The 15,609-nt window shown below is 62.9% G+C and carries 16 protein-coding genes; 8 read left to right on the forward strand and 8 right to left on the reverse strand.

The window, feature by feature from the left end; genetic code table 11:
- Positions 1-202 precede the first annotated feature (202 nt).
- From FJ867_RS07040 to FJ867_RS07050, 3 genes are read right to left on the reverse strand one after another with little or no spacing between them, the layout of a single operon-like run.
- Positions 203-1,327: an ATP-binding protein gene (locus FJ867_RS07040; RefSeq protein ID WP_140816868.1), complete on the reverse strand. Its 1,125-nt coding sequence runs from the start codon at positions 1,325-1,327 to the stop codon at positions 203-205.
- Complete coding sequence (gene kaiC, locus FJ867_RS07045) at positions 1,324-2,817, reverse strand: circadian clock protein KaiC (RefSeq protein ID WP_140500803.1); 1,494 nt, start codon at positions 2,815-2,817, stop codon at positions 1,324-1,326. Before kaiC ends, FJ867_RS07040 begins: the two co-directional genes overlap by 4 nt.
- On the reverse strand, positions 2,801-3,124 hold the full coding sequence (locus tag FJ867_RS07050; RefSeq protein ID WP_140816870.1) for a circadian clock KaiB family protein: 324 nt from the start codon (positions 3,122-3,124) through the stop codon (positions 2,801-2,803). Before FJ867_RS07050 ends, kaiC begins: the two co-directional genes overlap by 17 nt.
- Positions 3,125-3,385: 261 nt before the next feature.
- Here FJ867_RS07050 and FJ867_RS07055 point away from each other — a divergent pair, with 261 nt between their 5' ends.
- Positions 3,386-4,144: a Crp/Fnr family transcriptional regulator gene (locus FJ867_RS07055; protein ID WP_140816872.1), complete on the forward strand. Its 759-nt coding sequence runs from the start codon at positions 3,386-3,388 to the stop codon at positions 4,142-4,144.
- A 191-nt stretch (positions 4,145-4,335) separates the two neighbouring features.
- Here FJ867_RS07055 and FJ867_RS07060 read toward each other — a convergent pair whose 3' ends face one another.
- Complete coding sequence (locus FJ867_RS07060) at positions 4,336-5,016, reverse strand: TlpA disulfide reductase family protein (RefSeq protein ID WP_140525434.1); 681 nt, start codon at positions 5,014-5,016, stop codon at positions 4,336-4,338.
- A 36-nt stretch (positions 5,017-5,052) separates the two neighbouring features.
- On the opposite strand from FJ867_RS07060, the gene argH reads away from it, so the two are divergent.
- From argH to lysA, 3 genes are all read left to right on the forward strand, one after another.
- Entirely contained in the window at positions 5,053-6,453 is a 1,401-nt protein-coding gene (argH, locus tag FJ867_RS07065; RefSeq protein WP_140560180.1) for an argininosuccinate lyase, read from the forward strand.
- 140 nt (positions 6,454-6,593) lie between these two features.
- Positions 6,594-6,800: a lipoprotein gene (locus tag FJ867_RS07070; RefSeq protein WP_140500798.1), complete on the forward strand. Its 207-nt coding sequence runs from the start codon at positions 6,594-6,596 to the stop codon at positions 6,798-6,800.
- 68 nt (positions 6,801-6,868) lie between these two features.
- Positions 6,869-8,140 carry a diaminopimelate decarboxylase gene (gene lysA, locus FJ867_RS07075; RefSeq protein WP_140565890.1) on the forward strand — a complete coding sequence of 424 codons (1,272 nt, stop codon included), beginning with the start codon at positions 6,869-6,871 and terminating at the stop codon, positions 8,138-8,140.
- Here lysA and FJ867_RS07080 read toward each other — a convergent pair whose 3' ends face one another.
- Positions 8,141-8,443, reverse strand: a complete 303-nt coding sequence (locus tag FJ867_RS07080) for a metalloregulator ArsR/SmtB family transcription factor (protein ID WP_140513877.1) — start codon at positions 8,441-8,443, stop codon at positions 8,141-8,143. It abuts the gene before it with no gap.
- Between the two features lie 50 nt (positions 8,444-8,493).
- On the opposite strand from FJ867_RS07080, the gene FJ867_RS07085 reads away from it, so the two are divergent.
- The 3 genes from FJ867_RS07085 to FJ867_RS07095 all read left to right on the forward strand — a co-directional run bounded on the left by FJ867_RS07085 (position 8,494) and on the right by FJ867_RS07095 (position 12,561).
- On the forward strand, positions 8,494-9,435 hold the full coding sequence (locus FJ867_RS07085) for a threonine/serine dehydratase (protein WP_140816874.1): 942 nt from the start codon (positions 8,494-8,496) through the stop codon (positions 9,433-9,435).
- 118 nt (positions 9,436-9,553) lie between these two features.
- A complete protein-coding gene (locus tag FJ867_RS07090; RefSeq protein ID WP_140816876.1) occupies positions 9,554-12,148 on the forward strand; it encodes a TIGR02302 family protein in 2,595 nt (864 codons plus the stop codon).
- 41 nt (positions 12,149-12,189) lie between these two features.
- Positions 12,190-12,561 carry a glyoxalase superfamily protein gene (locus tag FJ867_RS07095; protein ID WP_140625569.1) on the forward strand — a complete coding sequence of 124 codons (372 nt, stop codon included), beginning with the start codon at positions 12,190-12,192 and terminating at the stop codon, positions 12,559-12,561.
- On the opposite strand, the gene FJ867_RS07100 is transcribed toward FJ867_RS07095, so the two are convergent.
- Entirely contained in the window at positions 12,540-13,421 is an 882-nt protein-coding gene (locus FJ867_RS07100; protein WP_140525428.1) for a LysR family transcriptional regulator, read from the reverse strand. The two genes, FJ867_RS07095 and FJ867_RS07100, sit on opposite strands and share 22 nt — an antisense overlap.
- Before the next feature lie 222 nt (positions 13,422-13,643).
- Here FJ867_RS07100 and FJ867_RS07105 point away from each other — a divergent pair, with 222 nt between their 5' ends.
- Entirely contained in the window at positions 13,644-14,585 is a 942-nt protein-coding gene (locus FJ867_RS07105) for a DMT family transporter (RefSeq protein ID WP_181165387.1), read from the forward strand.
- Here FJ867_RS07105 and FJ867_RS07110 read toward each other — a convergent pair whose 3' ends face one another.
- On the reverse strand, positions 14,586-14,957 hold the full coding sequence (locus FJ867_RS07110; protein WP_181165388.1) for a response regulator: 372 nt from the start codon (positions 14,955-14,957) through the stop codon (positions 14,586-14,588).
- Between the two features lie 109 nt (positions 14,958-15,066).
- Complete coding sequence (gene hpt, locus FJ867_RS07115) at positions 15,067-15,609, reverse strand: hypoxanthine phosphoribosyltransferase (protein WP_023677924.1); 543 nt, start codon at positions 15,607-15,609, stop codon at positions 15,067-15,069.

The raw sequence follows: 15,609 nt of genomic DNA on the forward strand, positions 1-15,609 counted from the left end.
GTACCAGGGACCTGTCTCGAGACGGTCAGCGACCTCACCGACGGACGGCGTCTAACAGCACATGACAACACTGACATGACAACGCTGAAAAAGGCGTCGGTTTAATGCTCGGTCGATGCGTGGAAATTCCCGTCCCGCGCTCAGCCTGACGGATTTGACATCGGCCAATCAGTCTGCTGGCCGGGAATGGGTCTGCCGCCGCTCAGTTCTGCTGCCGCTCGGTTCCAGAAGCGCGCGGCAAGTAGAGATGCAGGCTTGTTCCCTGACCGATTTCGCTATCGATTCGGACATGCCCACCGGATTGCTTGATGAAGCCGTAAACTTGGCTTAGCCCGAGTCCCGTACCCTGCCCTTCCGATTTTGTTGTGAAGAATGGTTCGAAAACGCGCGCCAGGGTGTCCTTGCTCATTCCACAGCCGGTATCGCGTACAGTCACGCGAACAAATGAAGCCGCCGCTGAACGCAAATCCTCCAGATCATTTGGAAAATTGCTGGTCTCAATCGTGAGGGTGCCACTGCCTTTCATTGCATCTCTGGCGTTCACCGCAAGGTTAAGAACGGCGATGTCGAGCTGGTTGGCATCGATAAGGATAGGGTCCAAGGCTGGATCCAGATTGCATTGCACCCGGATACCGCTCCCCAACGTCCGTTCCAGCAGCGTCGTCAGCCCCTTGATACGTTCATTGAGATCAATCTGTTCCGGGGCCAGGGATTGGCGTCGCGAAAAGGCAAGCAGTTGCTGTGTTAGCGCTCCTCCATTTTCGATCCGCCTGAACATCTCCTCGACCAGCAGAGTGACTTTCTCGTCCGCAGGATCTTTAGCGATCTGTTTCTCCAGAAGCCGAAGGCCAGACCCGAAAACGGCGAGTAGGTTGTTGAAGTCATGGACAATGCCAGCTGCGAGGCGTCCAATGGCTTCGAGCTTTTGTGACTGGCGTGCGTTTTCTTCTCTTGATCGCTGGGCCGAGACATCGCGCAGGCTGGCAAGCAATGCGGGCCTGCTGTCCCAGGTAACCTCGACCGTACGCATTTCCACTTCTGCCGGCTTGCGGCCGGAACGGTGAACGGTGATCTCGGCGATCTCTCCGGAGACGACCGGACGGCCGAGCGGAACGTGGAGGAGTTCGTCAAGCGGCTGTCCAAAAATTACGGCTGCCGCAGGATTGGCATAGAGCACTGTTCCGTCCAAATCGACCACCAGCATCCCGTCGGCGGTATTTTCGATCAACTGGCGAAAGCTGAGCTGGCTGATGCCAGCCGGAGATGTATCTCCGGGCGATTCCAGCATTTCGGCGGCGTTTTGCGCCGTATTCAAGGCGCTCTTCATGTCGACGTGTTGTCCACGGCGGAGTCGCCGAACACATCAGGCGCGCTGTCAAAGGGCTTTCCAAGATGCATACCGCCACTGTCGATGGTGAAGCGCCGTATCTGTTTGTCGTGTTCGCTGCCGCGCATTTTCAGCACCATCATGCCGCGATGCATGAATTCTTCCTGCTGAATGTAGCGCAACAGAATGATCGAATCGGTGAGTGTGGAAATATGCTGCTCGCTAGCGCTCTGGCCTCCGACAAGCGATTTGTTGGTAGCGGTGCAAAGGCCGGCAATTTCGCGCTTCTTTATGAAGGAGGTGACGCTGATCAAGAACTCACGAAACCCGGTTTCTGGCGCGATGCGTTCCAATGCCGACAAGCTGTCGATTGCCATGCGATCGGGTTTGAACTCCGCCACCAGTTCGCGGATCATCAGAAGGTGATCCGGCAAACTCTGCGCTTCCGGATAAAGGCAGACTACCTTCAGGCGACCATCCGCCTCCATCGCTTCGAAATCGACGCCCCAGCTACGCGCGTTGCGGAAAAGCTGGCCGCGGCTCTCCTCATAGCCGACGAGCAAGGCGCGTTCGCCCGCAGCCACTCCGCCTGCTAGAAAGTTGGTGACAAGTAGAGTCTTTCCGGTGCCTGTGGCTCCACTGACAAGGGTTACGCTGTCGCGAAAGAACCCGCCGCTGCACATTTTGTCGAGTTCGGAATTACCACTGGTGACCCGTTTCGTGCTTGATTGCTGCTCCAGGCGCAACGATGACAGAGGCACAGCTACGATGCCCTGTTCGGCGACCAGCGTTATGGGCACTTCGCCCTCAACGTGACGGCTGCCGCGCATTTTCAGGACTTCTATGGTCCGCCGACGGCGCTCGCGATCAAGGGCATTGCGAAGGATCACGACATTGTCTGCGACGAACTCCTCTATTCGGTGACGGGAGATTTCACCATATTCACTGTTGCGTTCCGCGGTCATAAGGACCGTCAGCCCTTCTTTCTTCAGCGCGGTCGCAATACGTAGAAGTTCGCGGCGCACTGCCGTCTGCTCGGCTACGAAATGATCGAAAAGTTGGGTAACCGAATCGAGCACGATGCGCTTTGCCCCGGCGCTTCGGCTCGCGTGCAGAATGCGGGTCAGAAGACCGGCGAGGTCGAAATCGCCCACAACCACCTGGTCCTGATCGCGCGGGCTCGCATCGACGAAAACAAGCTTGTCCGCCGCTCGCCAGCCGCGGATGTCCCAGCCGAAGCTCGCCATGTTTACCTCGATCTCGGTTGGCGACTCCTCGAAAGTGACGAAGACACCGGCCTCATTGAGACCGGTGATGCCATGCGCCAGGAACTGCGTGGCGAATACGGTCTTGCCGCTACCGGGCGTGCCGCCCACGATGGTGGTGCGTCCGCGCGGCAAGCCACCCATCACCAAGTCGTCAAAAGCCTCGATCCCTGTATTGACGCGTTCAAGAACCGGGTCGATAGAGATCTCATCCGTCGCGGTCATGAATATCATCCTTCTTGCGAAAACCGAAATAGTCCAGAACCTGAGCGATATTGCTGATGTCGCCCACCAGACGGCGCGGGGGATCGGCGGATTCGTCGGAGAGCGTCGGCGTTGCTAGTATCCCTGCTCGCTCCGCCTCATGAGGATGTTCCAGGATATCGAAGATCTGGATTTCAATGGATGCGCTCATCTCCTCGATTATATTCAGGCGGCTTTCCAGTGCCCGACGAGCACCGGGCGTGTCTCCGGCGATGTAGAGCCGGAGAAGGGGATGGGCCCCTGAAGCGGGCGGTTGTTCCGGGTTCATATCTCACGCTGGTTGCACGGGTTCAGTATCGACGTGCTCTACGCGACACGCCAGCAATTCAACCGCAGGGCTTTGTTGTCCGCCTTGGGCGATCTTCTAGCATTTCGCCTGGAGCCGACGCGCCACAGCTCGCGCTCGATGGGGCCTGGATCAGCACCCCTGTCACTTCTTAGACATTCGCGCTTTGCGCGTCTGCGCACTAGTGGACATTTCTCCGGTTATTGGGATATGGGCCGCAAGCGATCGTTCGGAGGAGTGTAAATGGAAGCCCGCGCCCACATAGACTCCGGCATGATCGGCAACAATCTTCTGCGGGCACTCACCGCGGCAGATTGGGCAATCCTCGAGCCTTGGCTGGATGAGTGGTCGGCCTCCACCGGAACACTGCTTTATGAACCTGGTGACACGGTTCGCCATGCATACTTCCCGAGAGGTCCCAGCCTGATTTCCTATCTCGTCGTGCTGAGCGACGGGCGTGCGATCGAGACGGCTCTGGTCGGACGAGAAGGGGCAATTGGCGGAGTTGTCAGCCAAGGCAGGCTCCCAGCTTACGCTCGCGCTGAAGTACAATTGGGAGGTTCGTTCTTCCGCATCGACCTGCTTAACCTTGAAGAGGCGAAGTCCAGGTCGTCGACGCTACGGAATCTGTTCGCGCGGTACGCGGACTGCCTGATGGCGCAGATGTTCCAGTCCGTGGCCTGCAATGCCGCGCATTCGATCGAGCAACGGACAGCGAAATGGCTGCTGGCCGCCATTGATCGGACGGGCACTCCCGATCTGGCGCTGACACAAGAACAGCTCGCCGTAATGCTCGGAGTCGGCCGGAGCTATTTGAGCCGCGTCATACGCGATCTGAAAGAACACGGTCTCATTGAGACCCATCGTGCCCGGATCGTCGTTCGCAAGGTCGACGGCCTGCGGTGGCTTGCTTGCGAGTGCAATGCGGCGGTCAGTCATCACTTCGACGAAGTATTGAAGGGCGTCTATCCCCTGCCGACCAACGGCTCGTCTGGCCGATAGCACAAACGGCTCGCCATATATGTCCTTAAGGTGAGTCCCTGGACGCCGAGGCTTGGACTACTATCTCGGCAAGCCGGCGCCGATCCAGGCATTCGACGAATTGACCGGGTCGGCTCAGGCCGCCGCGGATGGGCTGGGCGGAACCGTTGCGTGGTCAAGCCGCGCTTGCGCCCAGCCTTGTCCCAGCCTCTTCAAGACCCGAGCGCGGCCTCGACAAGCCGCTTGGCGTCCGGCCCCGACCACTCGGCCGGGCCGTTCATATGAGCGATCAGGCAGCCTTCGCCGTCGATCAGCATGGTGACGGGCAGGCCGAGCGCCAGGCCGCGCGTCTTGAGCTCGTTGAACAGCGCCATCGTCGAATCCCTGTAATAGCCGAGTGCCTCGACGCCGGTGTCCTTGAGGAACTTCTTCGGCTTCACGTCGTCGCCGGCATCGACGTTGACGGCGACGACCTGGAACGCATCGCTGCCTTTCTCCTTCTGCAAGGCGTCCAGCGCCGGCATTTCGGCGCGGCATGGCGCGCACCATGTCGCCCACAGATTGAGCAGCACCGTCTTGCCGGCACGGTCGGCGATGGTCATCGGCTTGCCGTCCGGGCCGTTGAAGGCGAGGCTCTTCATCGATTGCGGCGGATCGGCTGGCAAGAGCGCCGCGACCTCGCCGGTGGCGGCTGCGGCGATCTTCTTGGCGCGTTCGCTCTTGGCGGCGCAGGCGACATCGTCCTTGCTGTCGCCGACGGCGACTTGCGACGCGGCGTTGTTGCCAGACCGGCTCTCGCTGACATATACCGCGACCGCGCCGGCCAGCGCTCCCGCCACCAGGGCGGCGAGGATCAGGCGCGGGGCCGGGAAAAATCTGTTTCCGTCTGCCATTTTCTCAAAACTGCTCCGAGCACGGGTTTTATAGCCATGAGCGACAAGAAGACCAGCAACCAGATGTGGGGCGGACGATTTGCCTCGGGTCCGGCCGCGATCATGGAAGCAATCAACGCGTCGATCTCGTTCGACCGCAAACTCTATGCGCAGGACATCAGAGGTTCGATCGCCCATAGCGCGATGCTGGCGCAAACGGGCATTATTTCGGCGGCCGATCAAGAGAAAATCGCTCACGGCCTGAACACGATCCTGAAAGAGATCGAGGCGGGCACATTTGAATTCTCGACCAGGCTGGAAGACATCCACATGAACGTCGAGGCCCGCCTCGCCGAGCTGATCGGTCCGGCCGCCGGCCGGCTGCACACGGCCCGCTCTCGCAACGACCAGGTTGCAGTGGACCTCCGGCTCTGGGTCAAGGACGAGTGCTTTCGCGTCGCCGAGGCCTTGAAGGGCCTGGTCGGTGCGTTGCTGGAGCGGGCCGAGCAGCATGCCGCGACGGTGATGCCGGGCTTCACTCATATGCAGGCGGCGCAGCCGGTGACATTCGGCCACCATTGCATGGCCTATGTCGAGATGTTTTCGCGCGACCTGTCGCGGGTGCGCGACGCCGTCGAACGCATGGACGAGAGCCCGCTTGGTGCGGCCGCCCTTGCCGGCACCAGCTTTCCGATCGACCGCCACCAGACCGCCAGTGCGCTCGGCTTCCGCGAGCCCATGCGCAATTCGCTGGACAGCGTCTCGGACCGCGATTTCGCGCTGGAATTCCTGGGACTGGCGGCCATATGCGCCACGCATCTGTCGCGGCTGGCGGAAGAAATCATCATCTGGTCGACGCCGCAATTCGGCTTCATCAGGCTGTCGGACAGCTTCTCCACCGGCTCCTCGATCATGCCGCAGAAGAAGAACCCCGACGCCGCCGAACTGGTGCGCGGCAAGACCGGGCGCGTCACCGGCCATCTGGTCGGCCTGCTGACGGTGATGAAGGGCATGCCTTTGACCTATGGCAAGGACATGCAGGAAGACAAGGAATCGGTGTTCGATGCCGCCGAGACGCTCGACCTGATGCTGGCGGCGATGACCGGCATGGTCTCCGATATGACGGTGAACGCGGCGGCGATGAAGAAGGCTGCCGGCTCCGGCCACGCAACCGCGACCGACCTTGCCGACTGGCTGGTGCGCACGCTCGGCCTGCCGTTCCGGGAAGCGCATCATGTCACGGGACGGGCGGTGGCGCTGGCCGAAGAGAAGAAGCTGAGCCTGGAGAAGCTTGCGCTGGAAGACTTGCAGTCGATCCACCCCGGCATCACGAAGGACATTTTTTCGGTGCTGGCCGTGCAGAACTCTGTGAAGAGCCGCACCTCCTTCGGCGGCACCGCACCGTCGGAAGTCAGGAAGCAGATCCGCTACTGGAAAAAGCGGCTGGCCAAGGCGTGATGCCGGACATTGCGGCCAGCCATATCCCGGATATTGCAACCGCCAATATCCAGGATATTGCAACGGCAATATCCAGGGTGCAATGCGCCGAGAACTCGGCTAAAAGCAGCGGCGGAAAAAAGTTTCGGACGGATGGATCGATGACCGGAAGCAGGATTTTGGTGACACTGACGCTGCTTGCGGCGGTTGCCGCCGTTACGGCTTGCGGCAGAAGGTCCGGTCTCGACACGCCTTACGAGGCGGCCGTGCAGGCGCGCAAGGACGCCGAGAAGGCACACCAACCCGTGCCGCCGGAACCGGAAAAACCGGTCGCGGACAAGAAGTTCATTCTCGACCCGCTGCTCTAGAGCCGGTCAGAGCGGTTTAGAGTGCTAAACCCGCTCCTACCCTGCTCCAATTTTTCGGAACCACTCTCGTGAACCATTTCGACTACCGCGACGGCGTGCTTCATGCCGAGGACGTGGCGATATCGGACATCGCCGCAACCGTCGGCACGCCATTCTACTGCTATTCGACGGCCACGCTGACCAGGCACTACCACGTCTTCGTCCAGGCATTTGCCGGGCTCGATGCACTGGTCTGCTACGCCATGAAGGCGAATTCCAATCAGGCGGTGCTCAAAACCCTGGCCAGGCTCGGCGCCGGAGCCGACGTGGTGTCGGAAGGCGAGTTGCGGCGCGCGCTGGCAGCCGGCATCCCGGCCAGCAAGATCCTGTTCTCCGGCGTCGGCAAGACCGCGCGTGAGATGGACTTTGCGCTGGCAGCCGGCATCCTGTGCTTCAACGTCGAATCCGAGCCCGAACTCGAACTGCTCTCGTCGCGCGCCGTTGCCCTGGGCAAGGTGGCGCCGGTCTCGCTGCGCATCAATCCGGATGTCGACGCCAGGACGCACAAGAAGATCTCGACAGGCAAAGCCGAGAACAAGTTCGGCATCCCATGGCAGAAGGCGCGTCAGGTCTATGCGCGCGCGGCTGAATTGCCGGGCATCAAGGTCACCGGCATCGACACCCATATCGGCAGCCAGATCACCGAGCTGCAACCCTTCGACGATGCCTTCGCGCTTTTGGTGGAACTGGTCGGCGCGCTGCGCGCCGACGGCCATGCCATCGAGCATGTCGATCTCGGCGGCGGTCTCGGCATTCCCTACCGCGTCGACAACAACCCGCCACCGCTCCCCGACGCCTACGCGCAGATCGTCCGCAAGCACGTCACCAAGCTTGGCTTGAAGGTGATGTTCGAGCCGGGCCGGCTGATCGTTGGCAATGCCGGTATCCTCGTCTCGCAAGTGATCTTCGCCAAAGAAGGCGATGCCAAGAATTTCCTCGTCGTCGACGCCGCCATGAACGACCTGATCCGGCCGACGCTCTACGACGCTTTCCACGACATAAGACCGGTGGTGCTGCCCCCCGCCGACGCGCCGCGCATGACGGTCGATATCGTCGGCCCGGTCTGCGAGACCGGCGACTATCTCGGCCTCGACCGCGACCTGCCAAAGCTCAAGTCCGGCGACCTGATCGCCATCGCCACCGCCGGCGCCTATGGCGCGGTGCAGGCGGGCACCTACAACACCCGCCTGCTGGTGCCGGAAGTGCTGGTCGACGGCGATCGTTTCCACGTCGTGCGCCCGCGCCAGACCTATGACGAACTGATCGGCCTGGATTCGATCCCCGACTGGCTTGCATACTAGCTATAGCCGGTTCTGGATGAGCGCTCTTGTCTCGGCGATCCTGTCCTCGTCGCGGCGATAGAATGTCCATTGCTTGATGCGCTTGGCCCGTAACAGCCCTGCCTGCGTGAGCACACGCATGTGCTCGCTGAGCGTCGCCTGGGTAATGCCGAGCTTTTCGGCGATCAGCAGCGCACAGACGCCGTCCTCGACCAGATCGCCATCCGCCTGGGCCGGGAAATGCGCGCGCGGATCCTTCAGCCAGTCGAGGATCCGCAGCCTTCGTTCGTTGGCAATCGCCTTGAACACGTCAACCTCTTGCATTTAGGCATTTTGCCAAGTTACTAATTGCTGTCAATCCCAAGGAGATGGCCATGACCAACGGCAACACCATAACGCGCGAACGCATCGCGATGATGGAACCGCGCATCCGTCGCTATGTGCGCCACACGCCGGTGCTACGCGTCGACATGGCCGACTTCAACCGGCCGCCGCTGGCGGTCGATCTCAAACTCGAATGCCTGCAGCATTCCGGTTCGTTCAAGGCGCGCGGCGCGTTCACCAATCTTCTCGAGCGGCAGGTCCCCGGGGCCGGTGTCGTCGCCGCCTCGGGCGGCAATCATGGAGCGGCGGTGGCGTATGCCGCCATGCGTCTCGGCCACAGGGCGACCATCTTCGTTCCGGAGGTGAGCCCGCCGGCCAAGCTGGAGCGCATTCGCAGCTACGGCGCCGAGCTGGTCGTCGGCGGCGCCCGCTATGCCGAGGCGCTGGCCGCCAGCGAACGTTTCGCCGAGCAAACCGGCGCCTTGCAGATCCACGCTTTCAACCAGGAGGAAACGCTTATCGGGCAAGGCACGCTCGGGCTGGAAATCGAGAACGACCTGCCTCAGATCGACACTTTGCTGGTCGCCGTGGGCGGCGGCGGCCTGATCGGCGGCATCGCCGCCTGGTTCGCCGGCCGTATCCGCATCGTCGCCGTAGAACCCGAGGGCGCGCCGACACTCTATCGCGCCCTCGAGGCCGGCCATCCGGTCGATGCGCCGGCCGAGGGCATCGCCGCCGATTCCCTGGCGCCCAAACGCGTCGGCGAGATGATGTTCCCGATCGCCGAGGCCTTCGTGGAACGCTCCATCCTGGTCAGCGACGACGAGATCGTCGTCGCCCAGAAGGCGCTGTGGGACCGGGTGCGGATCATCTCGGAACCCGGTGGCGCCGCGGCGTTCGGCGCCATCCTGTCCGGCCGCTATGCGCCGGCACCCGGCGAACGGCTCGCCGTCCTGGTCTGCGGCGCGAACGCAAACCCGGCGAAATTCTGATCGCTGCGCCTTTCTCTCCTTCACGTTTTTCAGGAACTGCCTCGCCTTCGCCGCGTTTGCTGGGTATTCTTCGAGTCGTGAGGTTCGGGCCATCCCGCCCGCTCCCGTGGAAGGGCCGATGACGGAACGACCGATCTTCAGCAGCGATCGCGGTCTCGCCGGGCGCCTGGCGCTCAGCCGGCTGGCGACGCGGGTGTCGATGATGGTCGAACGGGGCTGGCCGCTCCTGCTGCCGCTTCTCGTCGTCGCCAGCCTGTTTCTCAGCATTTCCTGGCTAGGGCTTTTCCCGCGCCTGCCCGATGCCGCGCGCATCGGGCTGGTCGCCGCCTTCGGCGTCGCGACACTGGCCGCGCTCTACCCGCTACGCTTTTTCCGCATGCCGGGCGGCGCCGAGATCGACCGCCGCATCGAGGCGGCCAACCATTTGCTGCACCACCCCGTCCAGACCCAGACGGACCGGCCGAGTGGTCGCGAAAGCAGCTTCTCGCAGGCTCTGTGGCGCGAGCACCAGAAGCGCATGGCCGACAGGCTCGACAGCCTCGGCGCCGACGTGCCGCGCACGCGCGTGCCGGAACGCGATCCCTGGGGGTTGCGTGCCGTGGCGGCGCTTCTGCTCGTCACCGCCTTCGCTTTTTCCTTCGGACCGACCGGTGGCCGGATAGCCGACGCGTTCCGCGCCCAGGACGCGCATGACGCCGTGCCGCCGCGCATCGATGCATGGGTGACGCCGCCCGCCTATACCGGCAAGCCGCCGATCTTCCTGACCGCAGATGCCAACCAGGCGGCGCCGGCTTTCCACGTTCCCGAAGGCAGTGATGTTTCGCTGCGCGTCACCGGCGGCTCGGGCGAGGAGACGCTTGCCTATGCCGACAAGAATGGCAATGCCCGCGCCATCGATCCCGCCGACCCGCAGACGGCCGCGGCCAAGCCGGCGGCAAGCCCGGCAGCGCAGTCCAAAGTACGCCAGTTCATCGGCAAGCTGACGAGCGATGGCACGCTGACGCTGAAGTCGGGCGAGGACCAACTCGGCCGTTGGGCCTTCGCGGTGATCCCGGACAAGCCGCCGCAGATCCGTTTCGTCGGCGAGCCGAAGCGCGCTGTCAACGGCGCTTTCGAGCTCAACTACCAGATCGACGACGATTATGGCGCCGCCAACGCCAAGGCCGTGTTCGCGCTCGCCGATCCGCAGGCTCCCGATGCGCGTCCGCTCTACGGTCCGCCTGACATGCCGCTGACGCTACCGCGCCGCGGCGGCAAGGCGAATGCCGCCAGGACCTCGAAGGACCTGACCGAACACGTCTGGGCTGGCGCCGAGATCAAGCTGACGCTGGTCGCCACCGACGATGCCGGGCATACGGCGAGCAGCGAAACCAAGACGTTGGTGATGCCGGAGCGGCCGTTCTCCAATCCGCTGGCGCGGGCCGTTATCGAGCAGCGCCGCCTGCTGGCGCTCGACGCCAACGCCAAGCCGCGCGTGCTCGACCTGATGGATGCGATCACGCTGCGGCCCGAGGACACGTTCGACAACATGTCCCACTACCTCGCCATCATGAGCGCGCGCAGCCGGTTGAAGATGGCCGACAGCGACGACCAGTTGCGCAACGAGGTCTCCTATCTCTGGGAAATCGCGCTCGGCATCGAGGAGGGCAATCTCTCGGCTGCCGAGAAGCGGCTGCGCCAGGCGCAGCAGGCGTTGCAGGATGCTATCAAGAACGGCGCCAGCGACGCGGAGATCGAAAAGGCGATGAAGGAACTGCGCGAGGCGATGAACCAGTTCCTGCAGGAATTCGCCGAGCGCGCCAAGCAGAATCCCAACGCCCCGCAGATGCAGCAGAACGGCCAGGAACTACGCCAGAGCGACATCGACCGCATGATGGACCAGATCGAGAACCTGGCGAAGTCCGGCGATCGCGACAAGGCGCAGCAATTGCTGTCGCAGCTGCAGGACATGATGAACAACCTCCAGGCCGGCCGCCAGCAGCAGGGTGGCCAGCAGGACAGCCAGATGCGCCAGCAGATGGACAAGCTCGGCGACATCCTGCGGCGCCAGCAGGAGATGATGAACGACACCTTCCGCATGGACCAGATGCAACGCGGCGAGCGCCAGCGCGGCCAGAACCGCGATGAACAGCTCGGCGAAGGCGGCGGCGAGGATCAGGACAGACCGGGCGCAGGCGAGAACCGCGATCCGCTCGCCGGGCAAAAGCCGATGACGCCGCAGGAATTCGCCGATGCGCTGAAGCAGTTGCAGGAAGGCCAAGGCCAGCTGAAGAACGACCTTGAGCAGTTGAAGAAGGGGCTCGAGGGCATGGGCATGGAGCCCAATGAAGGCTTTGGCGAGGCCGGCAAATCAATGGGCAATGCCGAGCAGGCCCTGGGCGATGGTGAAGGTGATCAGGCCGTTGGCCACCAGGGGCGCGCGCTGGAGGCGCTGCGCAAGGGCGCCAAGGACATGATGAAGCAGATGCAGGCGATGCAGGGCGACGAAGGCGGCAGCCAGGAAGGCGGTCGCCAGCAGAACGCCGATCGCGATCCGCTCGGCCGGCCGCGTGCCAGCCAGGGTCCCGATTTCGGCGATTCGGTGAAGGTGCCGGACGAGATCGACGTGCAGCGCGCCCGCCAGATCCTGGAAGCGATCCGCAAGCGGCTCGGCAATGCGCTCAGCCCCGATATCGAGCGCAGCTATCTGGAACGGCTGCTGGAACTGAAATAGGGATCGCCGCCGCGGCATCCGCTGGGAGCGGCTGCAACATCATGCCCAAACTCGGCACAGTGACGCCCATCCTGCGCATCTTCGACATTGCCAAGGCCCACGAGTTTTACGTCGGCTTCCTCGGCTTCCAGGTGCTGTGGGAGCACCGCTTTGACGACAACGCGCCGCTTTACATGGCGGTCGGCCGTGACGGCTGCATCCTGCATCTGAGCGAACACCATGGCGACGGCGCGCCCGGCATCGCCATGCGCATCAAGGTCGAGGACATCGCCGCCCTGCATCGCGAACTGATCGGCAGAGCATACCGTTTCGCCAGGCCGGGCCTGGAAAAGACGCCGTGGAAGACCCGCGAGGTGTCGGTTGCCGATCCGTTCGGCAACCGGCTGCATTTCTACGAGGATGCGGCCGGCTGAGTCTGCCTGTTGACGAACGCCTCGCGGATCGCCTCTTGCATGCCGTCGATCGCCTCGCCCGACGCATTCGGGTTGCGATGCATCACCACATTCGAGGAATCGATGTCGCCGAAACCGTCGGCGGACGTCAACTCGCGGCAGCCGTCCGGAATGTTGCTGCGCGAAATCGGTGCGATCGCCAGTCCCGAGGTGACGGCAAGCTTCAGGCCGCCGGTCGTGTCGCTGGTGTAGGCGACACGATAGCCGAGCCCGCGCTGCTCGAGCGATTTGATGGCGAAATCCTTGCACCAGCCGGCCCGGTTATAGAGAGCGATCGGCACCGGACGCTCCTCATGCATGTTATGCAGGATCGATGTCACCCACACCGTCGGATCATGCATCAGCACTTCGCCGCCTGAAGGATCCTGCCATTCGAACACCACGCAAAGATCGAGTTCGCCGGCGGCAAGCGCCGCTATCTGCGCCCCCGAATGGGCATAGCGCACGGTGACCTCGACCTTGGTGTGCCGCTTCGAGAACGCGCCGAGCGCGCGCGACAGGATGGCATGGCCGTATTCTTCCGGAATGCCGATCCGCACCGGCCCGCCGAGCGGCGCCGCCGCCATCGACGCTGCCGTCTCGTCGAGCAGCGAGACGATGCGGCGGGCATTGACAATCAGCTCGCCGCCGCGCCGCGTCAGCGCCACGCCGCGCGACCCGCGCTCGAACAGGCTGTCGCCGATGACGCTTTCGAGCTTCTTCATCTGCATCGAAACCGCCGATTGGGTGCGACCGGCCTGCTCGGCCGCCTTGGTGAAATTGCCCGCTTCGACAATGGCCACGAAGGTGCGCAGGAGATCGCTGTCGAGGGTGGGCCGCATCCCGTCCGCCATAAGGAATTTTGATTGCTGGTATCATTCCAATTCGTTTGCAACATGTCAAACACGGGATGATAGTTGCTTCACCCATTGGATATGTGGCTGAGGATTCGGCCACGGACCAATCAAGAGTCCTCACTCATGCCCGCTGCCCGAAACGGTGGCGGGTTCTTTTTAGCTTGCTGCAAGCTTGCTTGCGTCCTGGTACGGGAGCTTGGGATCCTCATGCGCAATCGGATGGTGCTCGGCATGCTGAGCCTGTGCCTGGGCGTGTTGGTCTTCTCGTTGCAGGACCCGCTGGTCAAGGCGGTGTCGGGCGGCTACCCCGTGACCGAGGTGATGGCCATCCGCGCGGTCGTCGCCCTGCCGATCCTGATCGTGCTCGTCCATGCCGATGTCGGGCTGCGTGCGATCCTGTCGCGACGGTTCGGCATGCTGACCATGCGCGCCTTCATCCAGTTCACCTCCTACACCATGTACTACCTCGCCATCGCCGCCTTGCCCCTGGCCGATGCCGTGGCGCTCTATTTCATGGCCCCGCTCTGCATCATGGTGCTGGCGGGGCCCTATCTTGGCGAACGGGTCTCCTGGCAGACGCTGGCGACCGTGTTGATCGGGCTGCTTGGCGTCGTCGTGATGCTGCGCCCGGGTGCGGGACTGTTCGACTGGGCGGCGCTGCTGTCGCTGGGCTCCGCGGTGCTCTACGGCTTCTCGCAACTGATGGCGCGTAAGATCGGCGACACCGAATCTTCGACTGTGATGGCTTTCTACCAGAACGGTGCCTATCTCGCCGGCGCCGCACTGGTCGCAAGCCTGTTCTGGCTTGCCGGCATCAATCATGCCGCCCATCCCAGCCTGGAATTCCTGGTGCGGCCCTGGCTGTGGCCGACGCTGCCGGATTTCCTCAAGATGGCCGCCTGCGGCTTCGTCGCCTCCGCCGGCATGATCTTGCTGTCGCAGGCCTACCGGATGGCGCCGGCAAACCGCGTCGCCACCTTCGAATACACCGGCATCCTGTGGTCGCCGCTGTGGGGTTTTCTGTTCTTCGCCGAAGTGCCGCGGTCGACGACCGTGATCGGCGCCGCCCTTATCATCGGCGCCGGCCTGCTTGCGCTCAACACCGGACGGCGCAAGCTCCCCGTACTCGTCGCTGCCGATCCCGCCTGATCAGGCGAAAATGCTCAGCGCCCGTTCGACGCGTGAACGGATTTCGGCCAGCGTGAACGGCTTCTGCACGACGTCGAGGATGATGCCGTTCAGTTCCTCGGCGCGCTCGCGCTGATCGGCATAGCCGGTCATCAGCAGGATCTTCATCGACGGGAAAAATGCCGAAGCTGCAATCGCCATCTCGATGCCGTCCATCTCGGGCATGCGGATGTCGGAGACGACGAGATCATAGGCGCCCTTCGCGGCGCGTATCAGCGCCAGTCCTTGCGCGCCGTCGGCGGCGATGTCGATTGCGTGTCCGGCGCGTTCGAGCGCCCGGGCTGCGAGGGTGCGGACGGACTCATCGTCCTCAACGATCAGAAGCTTTGCCATGGCCGGCATGTTTGGCGAGCAAACGTTGACTTTTTCTGAAAGGCCCGGCGCTTCGGCATGGGTTATTTTCTTCAGGCCGTTAAGGCCTTTTTCAGTATTTGCCGCTGCCTCACGCATCGCCTTTGACGACGCCGACGAACGGCAGTTCGCGAAAGGCGTGCGCGACATCCATGCCGTAGCCGACGACGAAATAGTCGGGGCAGTCGAAGCCGACATAATCGGCATTGAGGGTGGTCTGGCGACGCATGCGCTTGTCGAGCAGCACCGCGATGGCGCAGCTTCTGGCGCCGCGTGACAGCATCAGGTCGCGGGTGAAGCTCAGCGTCTTGCCCGACTCCAGAATGTCGTCGATCAGAAGCACGTCGCGGCCGGCAACCTCGTTGTCGATGTCGCGCAGCACCCTCACCTCGCCGCTTGTGGTGCCAGCGCCGTAGCTGGAGATGAAGATGAACTCGACCTCCGGCGACAGGCCGACATCATGCATGGCGCGGATAAGGTCTGCGGCGAAGATGAACGAGCCCTTCAGCACCGAGATCACCAGAAGATCGTGATAGTCGTGCCCGGCGATCTCCTTGGCGAGTTCGAGATTGCGTCGGGCGATGGCCGACGCCGAAAACAGGACCTCGATGTCCTTGCCGCGCACAACTGGCAT

This window comes from Mesorhizobium sp. B2-5-3, from assembly GCF_006441005.1.
In the GTDB taxonomy this organism is placed as follows: domain Bacteria; phylum Pseudomonadota; class Alphaproteobacteria; order Rhizobiales; family Rhizobiaceae; genus Mesorhizobium.